The sequence below is a fragment of the Pseudomonas sp. HLS-6 TE3448 genome (genome assembly GCF_053629555.1).
Map to the genome: position 1 here is coordinate 3,668,511 of NZ_JBRJIO010000001.1, position 13,912 is coordinate 3,682,422.

Annotated in this window: 11 protein-coding genes; 3 read left to right on the plus strand and 8 right to left on the minus strand. The window is 55.6% G+C overall.

Going from position 1 to position 13,912, the window contains the following annotated elements; translation table 11 throughout:
• Positions 1–137: 137 nt before the first annotated feature.
• Positions 138–1,745 carry a hypothetical protein gene (locus AB7M23_RS16945; RefSeq protein WP_454241421.1) on the minus strand — a complete coding sequence of 536 codons (1,608 nt, stop codon included), beginning with the start codon at positions 1,743–1,745 and terminating at the stop codon, positions 138–140.
• Between the two features lie 206 nt (positions 1,746–1,951).
• On the minus strand, positions 1,952–2,248 hold the full coding sequence (locus tag AB7M23_RS16950; RefSeq protein WP_454241422.1) for a DUF3892 domain-containing protein: 297 nt from the start codon (positions 2,246–2,248) through the stop codon (positions 1,952–1,954).
• 247 nt (positions 2,249–2,495) lie between these two features.
• Here AB7M23_RS16950 and AB7M23_RS16955 point away from each other — a divergent pair, with 247 nt between their 5' ends.
• Positions 2,496–3,302 (plus strand): hypothetical protein, encoded by an 807-nt coding sequence (locus tag AB7M23_RS16955; RefSeq protein WP_454241423.1) that lies wholly within the window; start codon positions 2,496–2,498, stop codon positions 3,300–3,302.
• A 96-nt stretch (positions 3,303–3,398) separates the two neighbouring features.
• Positions 3,399–3,794, plus strand: a complete 396-nt coding sequence (locus AB7M23_RS16960) for a hypothetical protein (RefSeq protein WP_454241424.1) — start codon at positions 3,399–3,401, stop codon at positions 3,792–3,794.
• Between the two features lie 35 nt (positions 3,795–3,829).
• On the opposite strand, the gene AB7M23_RS16965 is transcribed toward AB7M23_RS16960, so the two are convergent.
• From AB7M23_RS16965 to AB7M23_RS16980, 4 genes are all read right to left on the minus strand, one after another.
• Complete coding sequence (locus tag AB7M23_RS16965) at positions 3,830–4,516, minus strand: hypothetical protein (protein ID WP_454241425.1); 687 nt, start codon at positions 4,514–4,516, stop codon at positions 3,830–3,832.
• A gap of 167 nt (positions 4,517–4,683) precedes the next feature.
• On the minus strand, positions 4,684–5,613 hold the full coding sequence (locus AB7M23_RS16970) for a bacteriophage abortive infection AbiH family protein (protein ID WP_454241426.1): 930 nt from the start codon (positions 5,611–5,613) through the stop codon (positions 4,684–4,686).
• 223 nt (positions 5,614–5,836) lie between these two features.
• A complete protein-coding gene (locus AB7M23_RS16975) occupies positions 5,837–6,334 on the minus strand; it encodes a hypothetical protein (protein WP_454241427.1) in 498 nt (165 codons plus the stop codon).
• 92 nt (positions 6,335–6,426) lie between these two features.
• Complete coding sequence (locus AB7M23_RS16980; protein WP_454241428.1) at positions 6,427–6,888, minus strand: hypothetical protein; 462 nt, start codon at positions 6,886–6,888, stop codon at positions 6,427–6,429.
• A 237-nt stretch (positions 6,889–7,125) separates the two neighbouring features.
• Here AB7M23_RS16980 and AB7M23_RS16985 point away from each other — a divergent pair, with 237 nt between their 5' ends.
• Entirely contained in the window at positions 7,126–9,804 is a 2,679-nt protein-coding gene (locus AB7M23_RS16985) for an ATP-binding protein (protein ID WP_454241429.1), read from the plus strand.
• Between the two features lie 620 nt (positions 9,805–10,424).
• Here the strand turns inward: AB7M23_RS16985 and AB7M23_RS16990 are convergent.
• Positions 10,425–13,088: an ATP-binding protein gene (locus AB7M23_RS16990; protein WP_454241430.1), complete on the minus strand. Its 2,664-nt coding sequence runs from the start codon at positions 13,086–13,088 to the stop codon at positions 10,425–10,427.
• Entirely contained in the window at positions 13,012–13,881 is an 870-nt protein-coding gene (locus tag AB7M23_RS16995) for an ATP-binding protein (RefSeq protein WP_454241431.1), read from the minus strand. The genes AB7M23_RS16990 and AB7M23_RS16995 overlap by 77 nt, the downstream gene beginning before the upstream one ends.
• Positions 13,882–13,912: the final 31 nt, after the last annotated feature.

Here is a 13,912-nt window from a genome sequence, read left to right on the forward strand (position 1 = left end):
GGCGCCTAAGTCGAATATCCGTGTAGTGGTCTTTCTGGTTGCCCAAGATCTGGCTGAAGGTGTCTCGCAGGCTGGTGAGGTTTTGCTGGGTTCGAGGCATGCGCAGGGGGGCTCCGATGTCGTTGAACGGATCGTGGTCACCCTAGTTCGATATTCGGCCCATAGGTCAGAATATCCACTAGGCGCAGCGCTTTTCGAGCATCCGTCTTTAGGTTGGCGAATTCAGTGTCTCGCAGGGCAGTGATAAGCATTGAGCGGTCGCTGGCATCGGTCGCTGCTATGAGCAACTGGCGAGTCCAGTATTTCTTAGAATCTGGATTCGCAGACGCATACACCGCAGGAAAAGCCTGGCCGGCAGTGAATTCGCCGGCATATAACGCGGCTAGTGGCGGTATTGCTTCCAAAGAGGCTTCACGAACAGTGTCTTCGTTGCGCTCCATCGAGTCGGGGATGCTTTCTCGTGCGGCTTCAGCCGCAGCAGATTGTGTGACAGTAAAGGTCGCAATTTCTGTAGCTGGCGGAAGTGTGCGCTCCTGTCTTTTGGCTTCAAGGGCTTTGATGGCTGCGGTACAGCGTTCTTTGAACTGTCCCTGAGCCGATACCGCCGAAGCCCTACGAAGCTGGCCGATTAGCTGACCGATGTCGTCGACCATCGATACCAAGAACCAGTATGGGCGCTCTGTTCCTTGCTGGCTCAATGCAGTAGCCACGAAAGGCCACACTTCTTGGCCGGTGAGCGTTTGCCGATCCAGAGTCTCGCGTAGCTGCTCTGGGCCTTGGAGGCACAAATCGAGCAAGAAGGACTCTGGGGGCAGATCCAGAATACCTTGATCGAGCCGTCCATTTGCATTTCCCACGTCTGCGCCAAACTGCTCACGCGCGTGGCCAAAGGCTTGGCGCATGTCCTGCAAGGCGATAGGTAACGCATTTGGGTCGTTTGGCCGGACAACTACTGGTAGTGCTTGGCCCCCTGCATTCATGCGACGGAATCTCATTGGTGCCGCGCGTTCAAGTGTTTCCAATAGCAAAGTGATGTCGGCAGGGCGTGGCGAGACCACGGAGCGGTCAAACGCTTCAAGCCACTCCGGTGCTTCTGGGGGGACTTCGGGGAGGATCAGAAACAAAGATCGTAAGGCGTTGACCCGCTCGGTCATTGCATCGGTACTTTGGAATTTTTGAATGAGGTCATCAATCAATACAGTCTGATCGATGACTTCATCTGGTGGTATCGGCAACCGATCCATATAGGCGCGGATACGTGTTGACCTGGCTAGGAGTTCAAGGAAACTGTGAACCTTCACGGCTTGTTTCAGTGTCACTGTGCGAGACAAACCAAGGCCAGCATGGAGCCCGGTCGCCCGGTAGGTGAAAAGCACAGAAAATCCTTCTGACGCCTGCAGGATCGACTCACGGTGTTGAGCCGGGTCGGCTACGCCTGCGGTCAGGAAAGAGCTGGCAGGAATGGGCGCGCGGAGTAAATCCCTCATGTCCGACAAAATCTGTCGCGCACTTTTGTACTGGGTGGGGGAAGCAGCCAGAGCCTCATCGCCCCGAACCTGAACGATAATTGCAGCCAAAGCCTGCTCAGCGGCGGCTCCGATCAATCCAATCGCGGGTGAGTATCGAGCTACCTCAACTCTCAGGCTTCCCCGATTTGGAGTGCCTAGACAATGCAGCGCCAAGGCCAAAGACTTTTGACTCGCTTCCAAAAGACGTATTGCGCTGTTACTGAGGTATCTGGGCATCGCGAATCCTTGCACTGCTCAAGTGGTGGCTCAGCGGAGGATGGCCTGGAGAGGTGACCGTCTCTGGCTAGATCAAAGCGATCGTCACTGCTTACGACGAATCAGCTCCGATGGCATGCATGACGTCCACTGTACCGCGTGGACGCCATCGTTCAGACCGAAAAATTCCCGTGGTGCACTGTCGAGTCGATGTTGCCGGGGCACTATCAGGTAAACCGGGGCAACTTCCCAAGGTTGTCTTTCTTGATATCGTTCGGGTCAGTCGACAAGTAGTCATCACCAATCACATGCAAAGTCGCACCATTCTCCCACTTCTTCGTGGAGGGATTGCGTGTGATGGTCTGGAAGGTGGCGCATCCTTTCCGAATCAAATCTGCCACGAATTCACGAGGGACTTTCCTCACGTCACCTACGCGGCTTGGAAAGTCTTCACGGACTTCCAACCACTCGATGTGCTGCTCTGCTTGGTCATACTTTACGGCTGAGACGCAGAAATCTGTCATGGCGCTTCCCTGGATGAGTGGCTTATTGCCACCCTTTAGACGTAAGGGCGCCTGTCTGTGAAATCAAGTCCGCTGGATCCCCGTGAGTTACCTCCGGATTGGCCAAGACTCAGGGCCTCCAGGGCACATAGAAAGGACAAGCTGATCTGCGCGTACCTATCGGTCTGGAAAAGAATTTCAAATAGGTACCGCCCCCTCAGATGTCGAGCGGTAGCCTTGGCACACGTTATCCAACAGGACTCACCGAGTGCACACACCTTCCGAAGCTGTATTTCAATGCGAAACCCTCTTGCGCACCATGATGGAGGATTTCCAAGCCAAGCGTATCTGGCCGAACGTGCGCAGCAGGATTGCTGGCATGCTCAAACGCCGCATCGAGCTCGCAGATGTTTACGATGAGGTGCATGCCGCGCTGGCCACTACTCCCAGGGCCCTTTACGCATTCTGGGATGCCTTCGTTCACGCTGCCGATGGGTGGAATCCAGAAAAGAACCGAGCCGCCAGGCAGGCGCGATATGAGCTGGTGGGGATCAACAGCCGGATCAGTGAGCTCGCTGACCAGATGACAGCACTGCTCGACCGGCGTGATGAGCTTCATAACTATTCGGGATTTCGCTCGGGTACCCAGTACCACATCATGGACATTGTGCACGAAGCGTCAGAGCACAATTATCACTACGAGAGCTACGTGAAGGATGAGGTGGAGCGCCTCCAATACCGGTACGACTTGAAGTACTGGCCGAAATTGGGTGAGGTCGTTCAGGCCATCGGTGACGATGCCGAGAGGGCAGAGGTTACCGCTTATGATGAGGCCACTGCGGTTGCCACGGAAAGCCGCAAATCCGGTCGCTCGGACTTCGTAAAAGCGCTTCTTGCTCGCATTGACGACAACAAAGTGAGGGCATGCGGTTTCATACCCAACAGCTTTGCGCTCTATGACAGCACCTTGGCTTCACTCGTCAACTGCGGGTTGGACTTGAACGTAGATGAGCTCGTCGATGCAGATTTCATCAAGCGATTCCGCCAACGCCAACGGCAGGCCAAGAGGGCTTGATTGCACTTAGGGGAAGCCGTGAATCGTCTCTGTGGGCCAGCCCCCTGACAACGGACGCCAAGAAGCGATACTTAAATCGCTATCTTGGAGGTTGCTATGTCTAAACGCACCCGCCGTACCTACACTGACGAGTTCAAGACACAGGCTGTCGCTCTGGCTGCAGCCTGCGGGCCGGCTCTTTGCCAGCGTTTTGATGACGTGGATGCATTTGCCCTGAGTTCAGAGCTGGGGATCATGAAGCTGCATCCTGACATTTATCGCCATATCTGCAGTCGGTTAGGCTTCCCCTTGCCCTGGGATGTAACTACTCCCGCCGATCACGTCGTCATAATCGGAGACTCGCCACGGTGTGATCGGGATGGCCCTGCTCTGGTAGGCATTTCTGGGTACCATCTGGACAGAACAGGGGGAGGGCAGATCACTGACCTGGTGCAGTTCGCAACGCGTGTTCTTGAAAGCGCACGCATCGAAAGCGGTCGCACCCCTGGCTGAGCAATCGCGCCTGGTGTGATCTGCGACTACCCGCTTCAGCCCGTGGGTTGTTGTCGTTGCTGACGGTGCTCCAGCCAGCGCGCGTAGGCCAGGATCATCTCCCACCCAAAATCTCGTGCATGACTGAACTCCTCCGCAGTCGGAGTCCTGAGAGGGCCGTTTGTTTGGCCTCGGTGTCTGCTGACGCTGGATGGGTCATTGCACACGGCATGAAACTTCCCGATCTTGGCCTTCTCAATAGCCAGCGCGTCGGTCAGCTTCGGAGGCTTTCCGAAGGTGGTTTGAAGGGCTTCTAGGATTTCGTAGAGGTGGGTGAATTCATTGCCAGGATTGCGTTTTGATGCACTGAGGCTTCCTAGCAAGCGGCAGAGCAGGTCATCGTCGGCATGTTTCGACAGCAGCTCAGCCTCACCCTGAAGCCGTTTTGAGCGTTCCTGCGCTGTGTCTTCAATCAGCACGCCATTGCGGTAGATCTTGATGTCTAGCGTCTCAGTCACGGAGATGGTCGCATGGCACTCAAGGTGGAGTTCGCGCGGTCGACCATCCGTATGGGTGATCGTGAGCACAGGTGACGATTCGATGATCACTGGCTCAGCACTCTGTTGCTCGTACGGTGCCAACCGGGCTCGGATTACCTTCAGCAGCTTCTGTGCGATTGAGCTGTCACCCCGATATAGCGCTTCGTCCAGATCCGCACGAGCTACACCATCCTGGATCACCATAGATGCTCCATGAGTGTCGAGAACCTGGGGTTCTGGTATGAGATTCGCTGGGGTGTAACACCATTCCAAGGCTGTAGTGCTGGATGTCATGTTCGAACTCAAAAAGAAGAGGGCCCCATCATACCTGGTGGGGCAAGCTTGGAGGCCGGCGAAGCAGGATGCTGAAGCTATTGCTGCACGTTATGGGCAACAGCATGAAGCTCGCTCCACAGGCGGTAGCGAATCAGCGCAGAGGCCACGCCAAACACTTCAAGGCGAGCGGTCTTGTCCTCCCGGTCATCGTCAGGCAGTACCGCTACAGTCCAAGGTACCGACCTGCCTCCCAGTGCATGCACCACGGAGGCAAAGTAAGGGCCATCCACCGGGTCAAGCGAGTGGCCAAGCACCACGACCTGGTCGGTATCGTGCAAGCGTGCGAAGAAGTCGGCATTGCGCTTGATGATCTCTCCCGAAGGTTTGAAGGTCGCCGCGAAATAGTCGTCCAAAGACTTCATGGCTTCGATGATGCGATGGTCTGAATCCTCGTGATCTACGGCCTTGAATAGCGATGATCGATCTTCTGGTGCCCAGCCATGGCCTAGTACAAGGTCAGAGTCATCATCTTCTGATTCGCCATGGATATGCAGAATGTTCGAGTCAGGCACCTGATAGACGCTGCTCAAGGTGCCTGTGTAGTTGAAGGTCAGGTAGGTTGCATTGGTGTCCAGCTCCGCCAGGCGATTCTGCGCATTGGATGCGTCGGGGATCTCGATTGTCCTGACCCATTGGGCGAATAGCGTTTGGAGTGTCCCTGACAACCCCTCGGCCACCCGGTCGACCTCATACTGAAAATCGTGATTGCCCGCGTCGCTCCAGTTCTCGTCGGCGTACGATCCCATGAAATGTTTGAGGCTATTGACGATGTGATCGGTGTCCAGGTGGGCGAGCGCTGCCTCCAGGTCTGCCCAGTGTTCACCGGCTGGCACGTAGTCCTCCATCCAGTCATAGACGTCACGATCATGTGACTTCACATACGCCTTGAAATGCCGGTATCCAGTGGGCATGTGGTGGTTCAGATCAAAGCCATTTCCAATGATGTAAAGCGTCTTGGTGTGCATAGGTATAACCACATTAGGTTGATGCTCCTGCTCCTGCTCCTGCTCCTGCTCCTGCTCCTGCTCAAGTTCAAGCAGGCTGCCTGGTGCTGTCTCAGGAGGTCGGGATTACAATTGTGTTTAATTGCCCAAGTACCCAGATACCCCGGGGTTACGAATCTCCAGGGAAGGGTTCCGGGGCTTTCATGCGACGCCAGTCTCATCACATCGGTGGCGAGCCCAGCGTTCAGTCACCGAGCTCTGGTTTCATGATGGCGCGGATGTCGTACAGCAAGCTGCTCACGTCGTGTAGCTCGCTGATGAACTCCTCCCGTATCTCGTTGGTGACTTCGAAGTAGCGACCTTTCTCGTCCAAGCGATGGTGCAGAATTTGCTGCCTAGCCTGGTTGGTGATTGGGTAGGCATGCATGATGTCCGAACGCCGGGTGTTCAGCGCTTCGAACATATCAGCGGCGGCGCGGCCAATAGGTTCAACCGCCGGCCTCGTTACCTTGGCCTTCTTTACGCACTTGCGGAATTCGCTGAGGATCTGGCCGCCCGTTTTTGCCTGAAGCTCAGTGCGGTTTACGAGCGGATCCAAATGGTGAGCGAGCTCGGCCATGATACTGCTCAAGGAGGCAAAGCCGTACAGCGCGACCCCAAGCCGGTAGATGTAGCCATCGTCAGCTGGAAGCGCGAGACGGGTGAGCCCTCTGATGGCTAGGGTGTTTAGCTCGATGGTCATGACGTGTACTCCAATATCCTTATCGTGTACTGAAGATGCCGGGTTCAGCGCTGCGAACCCGGACTGTGCTTTGTAGGGGGCAAATCACTGAGTTACTTGAGCTTGTCGCGCACCCAGCCCATTACCCGGATCAGGACTTTCAGCCTGTGGTAGAAGTTATCCGCATCGACCAGAAAGCCCAGTCGCTTGCGTAGCTGAGCCATCTCATTCGTGACGGCCCTGTGCGCATCGGTGTCAGCCAGGCCTGCTGCAACCATGTCCTGGTCAACCTCGCACAGCTGGCGATGCCAGGCAATATCGACTGCATGGCGCTCGAAGTAGCGGTTGTTGAGCATACGGTGTTTCCCGAGCAGAAACAGGTAGGCGCCAAGGCCCGCCATAAAGAACTGCAACATGCTGACCTCAACCCCGTGAGCATTCAGGAACTGGGCGATTTGTGGGGTTCGCCAGCAGCCGAGCGCGAACAGTACAGGCCATAGGGTAATGGCGAACAATGCTTCGTTCGTGTGCGGATAGTGGGTCAGTTGAACGGGGATGAAACGCAGGCGGGTCATGGCAACTCCTGTTGGACGGCTCTCCTGGCCGAGGGGCCAGGACTCGCTCAAGCTTCCGGTTTTGTATGGGGGCGTTGCAACTCATGTGGTTGCAGTTACTACCACCCGCACTCCTAGCCTCTGCTGCGGGCTTTTGCTCGTTCTTTTGCACCGTTCACCACAGAATGGCACACCGTCACCGGTGCTCGGTTCTGCCTGAGCACAAAATCTATCTGCCAGAGCCAAGTCGAAGCCCCTATGCAACCTGATGACCAACTCACTACCTTGGCCGTGCTCGATCCCGCCCAGCTCAAACGCATCGAGTCCTTACACAGAGGTTTCCTGTATCAACATCTGTATGGTGTAGGCTGCTTATTCCTGGCGCAGGCTGCGGGTGTCAACGAGGTGCTGGTCGAGCTGGATGAAGACATAGAGCTCAGCACCGATTCCGGGTGGGTTTATGTTCAGGTCAAAACTCGTTCTCAGCCCCTGATGCCTGGCGACGCTTCTGGTGCACTGGAGCGCTTTGAGCAGATCCGACGCACGCATGGGCCGGAGGGAAGGGCTGGGAACCCAGAGTTTGTGATCGTTGCGAACCAGCCGCTCGGTAAAACGCTCCAGACCCAGGTGGACGAGAAGAAGACACCTTCGGATCTGATCTACCTCTATCCCGGATCGACGGCCCCGCGCCCAGACTACCTTCCGCCCGCGTGGGCGACGTTGGAGGAGGCGGCCCAGTGGTGTGTCACACAGGCTGAAAAGCTGCAATTTTCACTCCTGTCGCCTTCGTCGTTGACCTGGAAAATGGCGGGATTGGTGATGTTGGCGTCCGCTGCCGGCAATGGCAACGCCAGGCACGTGTTCCGCACTTCGGATTTGCCGGGCTTGTTCGAGCAATTGATCGTGCAGCTCCAAGATTTTCCTACGCCACCTGCTTCCTACAAGCCGCAACAGAACGAGCCTGCTCTGGTGTCGGCGGAGCGGGTGCGGATCATTTGTGGGTTGTCCGGCGCAGGGAAAACGTCTTGGGCAGCCTATGCGGCTCTGCATAGTCCCGAACCATGTGCCTACTATGATGTCGGTGACCTCCCAGGGCCCGCTATTGCGAGCTCAATCGTGCGCGAGCTTGCCTCCAAGTACTCCCCAAAAGACCCCGAAGGTATTCGGCAAATTCTTTTGCCTGGTGCTAGCGGTTACGAGGCGATTCGCGCCTTCGACCGATTTTTGGAGCAGACTCAGACACCCTTGGTTGTTGTGACCGACAACGCACACCGCGTTCCAGTATCCCACCTGCGAGACTTGCTGAACGCGACTCGCCACATCCGTTTCACGCTTCTGTGCCAGCCGCATGAGAATGTCCGGGAACTTGAAGCGGTCATGACGTTGCGACGTGAGACGCTTCTTGGATGGGATCTGGATACCGTGGCGCGCGTTGCCAATGAAGCCGGGGCGTTCGGCAGTGCTCAGGCATTTGAAGAACTCCGGACATACTCTGGCGGGCTGCCGCTGTATGTTGACAGCGCCATTGCGGTTGCACTGTCGGAATATGGCGGGGACATCGAAGCGCTCTGTGTCGATCTCAGCCAGCAAGCGAACGTGGTGGAAACGGCCCAAGAGGTCATCCTGGCTCGCGTTTACGATGGTTTTGACCAGGTTACCCAGAACGCGTTGGCCGTCGTCAGCCTGGCTGATACAGGGCTCACGCATGAGGAAGTTGTTCGTCTGCTATCGGCCACGCTCAAGCTGTCACAGGGCGGCGCAGCTGCGGCCATCAAAAAAATTCTCGCCACAGGGACAGTTGAGGTGTTTGGGGCCAAAACACTTAAAGCCCATGATGCTGTCCGTGCTCTAGGCCTACGCCACCTGGAGCTCATGGGCACGCCCGTGATCACTGAGGCCTTGGTCACGCTGAAGGAGCTGCTGATTCAGAGCCTGAAGAAGCGTCGTGATGTCTCGCGGTTTTCGCTGCTCACACGTGTATTTATCAGACTTGACGACGTGATGACCCTGATTGGCCTCGCAGGCGAAGAGCTGTTCTACGAGATGGGGATATCGGTCGATATCACCTCCAGCTTGAAGCGGGCGCTTGAAGCGGGCGAACTTAATCCACACCAAGCGTTCTGGGCGCTTGATGCCCTAGCGTTCTCTTACATGCGAGAAGGGCGCTTTGACGAGGCGGCTGAACCAGTCGCCATGATGCAGCAGCTCCTGGATACCCACGGGTTCGAGCCCCGTGAGCAAATTGGGTGGGCGATGCGAAAAGTGCTGTTGGCATCTGATCAGGGGCGTGAAGACGAGGTCAAGCAGGCTGTAGCGTACGCCACTCCCAGAATCCCTGACGCTGATTACCGCCGGATATTCGATTACAACCACGCGGTCGCGCTCTGGAAGTTGAAGCGCAACAAAGTCGCTGAAGCGATGTGCCAGAAAATAGTCAGTGAGTACTTCGAAATTCTGGGGCTGACGCCTAGAGGTGTCATGGGCAAGAATTCGGATGCCCTCTGGGAAGTCATCAAGCGACCACCTGATGTCCATGAGCACATCAAGCACCTCGCGGATGCTCTGGAGGTGTATGCCAAAGCTCGCGAAGCTCAGGGGTTGGAGGCACGCCTTCAGCGTATCCATGCCATGAAGTTCTACGGAATGGTTGAAGGATACGAGTCAATTGTGCGTGTCGGGCAGGATTTGGCCGATGCGTTCGTGGATGCCAAGGACTTCGTGGGTGCAAAAGAGGTCATGGAGCAGCATGTTCTGCCGGTTGTTAGCCGGGCAGGCCTTATTGGCAGGCTGGTTCAAGTCCGGAGTCAATACGCGGTGATTTTGGCTTGGTGTGGTGATCACAAAGGTGCGATCTCCGAAATCAGGCGCCTAGACCCCTATTTGGAACTGGGCTGCAAGCGTGAAGTTCGGCACGATAGTTCAGAAAATAATCAATAGCCAGTCGGAGCTGGTAGCCCCAGCTTGAAGTGCGCCGCGGGGCGCACTTGACCATGATGAAGTGGAGGCTCAAGCAGAGATTGGTTTTCGGATCCCACCCTGGGTGATTCAGGTAGGTGCAAGTGACCACCTGGCCATTAGTCCCGGTGATGTAGGTGATGGGAACGCCTTCATTGATTTGCTCTGTTGAGGGGCTCGAAGCCGGAGGCTTCAGGGCGGTCTCGCTCTCAACCGGAATCGCGTCCTCAGGGAGCAGTTGGGTGAACTCATCTTTCACAGTGCAACTCCGTAGCTTGCCGGATGGCGTCTTTGCTGGGGAATTCAGTGCCTTCTATGCACGCTACGGTGTTTCGAGCGCTGGTGACTTGAGGCTCGCTGCTTCGGATCGCGGCGTTTCGGGCTTTAAGGCAGAGGGGGCTGAAGGGATTTGCTCCTCCCACTCCCCATGGGCCGCGCACCACGACCTTGCAGGTAGAAAATTTCACCAGGGGTTGCCAGAGGTAAGAGGCTTTCCTTGTACGTGCCTGGTGCTTTTCTGTCATTTTGACGCTTTTCATTATGTTTACATTATTGATCAAAGAAAACTATCAGATGAGGTTTACCTTGATCAATAAGAAAAACTAAGACACGTTTTCGAGTTCAGTACGATTGCGGAACTGCCGGAAGTTGCCCTGTTCCCGCACGGAGCCGCGGATACTGACCAACGATTTAAACTGAGCACTGATGCCGCGATTGCCATCCCAGATCGCGAGCAAGGCGTTCAGATAGGCAACGGCATCCGCGCTGGGCAGACTGTCCTCCTGCGTCCATTCCTCCCGGTCATTGGTGATTTTGTTGATCACAGACCAATAGTCGAGCTCTTCAACACCCGAGTAGATGGAGATCTTCAGTTCGGAGAGGTTGTCGAACACCGCCGAGCTGTGCTCCAGATGCTCTTGCAGGGACGTATTGAAGCTGGAGAGCTTCTTGTTGAAGGTCTGCAGCTCACGGTGAAGGCCTTGGATTTCGCCGAAAATGGTTTTGGCATCTGCGACCAGAAGCCGTCGGCTCTTATCATGCTCAGTGGCGAACCAGTCCTCGACAACTCGAAGGGTCACGCGGGCATCGACATCCTCACCAGTTTCAGTGCGGATGTTGTGGAGGCGATCTTGGAAGTAAGTCGACGGAGCAGCGTTCGGCACGTCGAGGAAAGCGTGGCGCATTTTGAAAGTAAGCTTCCGCAGCTGTGTCTCAGCTTCAGTGATCTGCTGCTGGAATGCGACCATCGCAGCCCTCAAGGGTAGGGCTTCCCATGCGGTGTCGTACGAATTATGGCGACTGGTGGATTCGTAGGCTTTGAGTCGTTCCTCAAGACAGGTAGCGACAATCATCAATTGCCCATCGATGCTTATGATAGTTGATCGACACTCTTTGATAGCGTCGAGTACCTGCTGCCGTTTTCGTAGCCAGGCCGCTGTAGTCTCTTCTAAACGAGTGGTGTCTCGTGCGAAGTCTACTTGGCTTTGCTCCTTCTTAGCCTGGAGCACCGGGATCTGCGGGAGGCTTTGGTTTTTCCAGATTTGCCACATGGACAAGAGCTCGCTCCATGAGCTGATATCCTCAAGCGTCTTCTTTAGGTCATCACGCTCGTCCTCGAGGGCGGTGATTACGTTCACATCAGCGCCCTCGCCAGCGAGTTCTTTCTTCTGCTGCTCCAAATAGAACTTGATGCTGGTGTCGCAGGTACTCTTGTGAGCAGCAACACCAGCTTGGATATCGCGAACTCCAGAACCAAGCCGAGTGTTGAGGGCCGAGATGTCCTGTTTACATTGCTGGGTGATGGCAGCCTTCTTACTTGCGATACGCTGGATCAGATCATCGTGAGCTTTCTGAGCATGACCGAGGAGGCGCTCGCATTCTGCCAATTGCGCCTGAGCAAGCTGGCGAGCTTCGTCCAGTGCCTCACGTAGCTGCTTTTTAAGCTCGTCGACTTGTCTCTCCAAACCTTGGGCCGTTGATCTAGCCTTCGTCAGGCCTGAGTTCGCCAGCGATAGATCTTCAGATGCTGTCTTAATCGCTTTGCGTAGCTCGACCTGCTGATCAACGGCGCGTTCTAACTGAGCTTCAAACGCCATCAAGGCTTGGTTGGCATCCTCAAGCTTTTCACGAAGCTTCGACTCATCTGCCTCGTCAGCTGCATCGACATATTCCAGCTCGAGTGTGATCCCGTAGAGGCTTTCAGATATGGCTGTCAGCTGGGGGTGAAGATCGTTACGGTGGAGGAGATCGGGGTTTATGACCTTGGCGATGTCTTGTGACCAATCTGGACGATTGCTTCGTAGAAACGCGAGAAGGCTATCCTGTTCAGGCTCATGAGCTTGTCGGATCTGGGCAATCAGGTCTTTTTTTTTGCCGATTGAGTGTTTCACAGCCTCGATCGTCAGATCGTATTTGGAAGACTGGGCCTGCAGATCGTTGACGACACGCTGCTTCGCCGCGACACATGCGTGGGCGGCACCGATGGCTTTGTGTGCGTCCCTGAGCTCGATGTCTCTCTTATCGATTTCATCCTGAATTGAGGGGTCTACGGAAGGATTGGCGACGTACGCCTGAGCTCGTCCCATGTCGCCATGGCGTTGTTGTAGCTCTAGCACAAGCCTGGCAAGCTCATCGGCGGATGAGTCGTCCAGCACCCTCAGGGCGTCTTCACATGCATCTTCGAGCTTGACCACGGCGTCCCGGGCCTGTTCGCGAAGGATGTTGGTTTTCTCGATGGCAGCAGCGTGGAAATCGTTGTGCAGCTTGGTTTCCTCGTTGATCTGCTTCTCGTATTTGGCCTTGACCTCTCTCGCTGCGCCGAGGGCCAGATCCAGTTTGGTATTTACACTTCTGAGCGCGTCCTCAAAAACTGCTTTTTGAGCCGCACGTGCGCGCTTTTCCTCGACCCCCTTGCTTTCGTAATCTTGGCGAGCACTTTCGATTTCAGTGAGATTACGATCGTAAGATTCGATATCAGCCTTGGTGCTATGAATGGCCCTGGTGATTTCCAGGGCATTCGCTTCGTGGGCGACAGCTTCTTGCTCAAGATACGTTTGCTTGAGGGACTCTTCGCTCTCTCGCTGGGCTTTTGAGAAGCGAAGATGGTCTTGAAGGAAGATGAACTTTTCCTTGACCTCTCGAATGGCATCCTCAGCGGCTTCGAGTTTCGCTCGGTGCTCCCTGGCCTCATCAACCAGCGGTGTGATGTTCTTGATACTTTGGTAAGCCTTGTGATCTCGCGGCCAGTTTTCTACACGCTTGCGCATCTGTTTGGATGCCGGCGGAAGGTTTGCCTTCGAAAACCCAGTCGGCCACCACCTGCTGTAGATCATCAAAATTGACCTTTCGAGAGAACATACCTTTGGTGAGCTTCTCAAGATGCCGCAAAGGACGGTTGTAGGTAGTGAATCCGTACATGTCCGACATCCCAAGCAGATAGCGCCTGTGCGTAGGGTCTACGTGCGGCGGCTGCCATCCCTGGATGATGGCCCTGTAGTCGACGTACGTGTCCACCAGTCTGTCAGCATGGGGGATTTTCAGGTAGATCAGGCGCTGGCGGAACTCCTTATTGAGTACAAACTGGCCGTCATCGGTGACGAACATGTCACGTCGGAAATGGCTGTTCACGAACCGAAAACGGATCTTGTCGGCGGTAGAGTTGCTGAGCACGACCACGAGCCGGCGAGTTCCATCGGGACGTTCATACTCATACACGAGGTAGGAAGTCTGGTTCGGTAGGTAGCAGTCGATGAACGAATCCTTACCTTGCGAAACCACGTCGCGGGGCTCAACGCCGGCGAAGAGCAGCGCCAAAGAGAGGAGGGAGGTTTTGCCTCGGCCGTTGCGCCCGGTCAGCGCCATGCCACCATCAATACCCATCGTCTGAACTCGCCCGCGGGAAAGCGAATCGATGAGATGGATGTTCATCAGTCGGAAGAGCGCCTCCGGCGCGTTCTGCGGCGGTTCAATTTGCTCCTGGGCCGGCAGTGGCGGCTCCTCGGCCATTACGACCTCTGGTACCAGAAGGTCGAGACCAGCGTTATGTGTTTCAATATTCATCGCAACTCCTTTGCTTTACCCAGGGCCAGCC

Coding starts and splice junctions, on each gene's coding strand:
- AB7M23_RS16980 (WP_454241428.1), bottom strand. CDS start 6,888: ATGACCCGCCTGCGTTTCATCCCCGTTCAACTGACCCACTATCCGCAC.
- AB7M23_RS16990 (WP_454241430.1), bottom strand. CDS start 13,088: ATGCGCAAGCGTGTAGAAAACTGGCCGCGAGATCACAAGGCTTACCAA.
- AB7M23_RS16995 (WP_454241431.1), bottom strand. CDS start 13,881: ATGAATATTGAAACACATAACGCTGGTCTCGACCTTCTGGTACCAGAG.
- AB7M23_RS16950 (WP_454241422.1), bottom strand. CDS start 2,248: ATGACAGATTTCTGCGTCTCAGCCGTAAAGTATGACCAAGCAGAGCAG.
- AB7M23_RS16945 (WP_454241421.1), bottom strand. CDS start 1,745: ATGCCCAGATACCTCAGTAACAGCGCAATACGTCTTTTGGAAGCGAGT.
- AB7M23_RS16965 (WP_454241425.1), bottom strand. CDS start 4,516: ATGGTGATCCAGGATGGTGTAGCTCGTGCGGATCTGGACGAAGCGCTA.
- AB7M23_RS16975 (WP_454241427.1), bottom strand. CDS start 6,334: ATGACCATCGAGCTAAACACCCTAGCCATCAGAGGGCTCACCCGTCTC.
- AB7M23_RS16985 (WP_454241429.1), top strand. CDS start 7,126: ATGCAACCTGATGACCAACTCACTACCTTGGCCGTGCTCGATCCCGCC.
- AB7M23_RS16960 (WP_454241424.1), top strand. CDS start 3,399: ATGTCTAAACGCACCCGCCGTACCTACACTGACGAGTTCAAGACACAG.
- AB7M23_RS16970 (WP_454241426.1), bottom strand. CDS start 5,613: ATGCACACCAAGACGCTTTACATCATTGGAAATGGCTTTGATCTGAAC.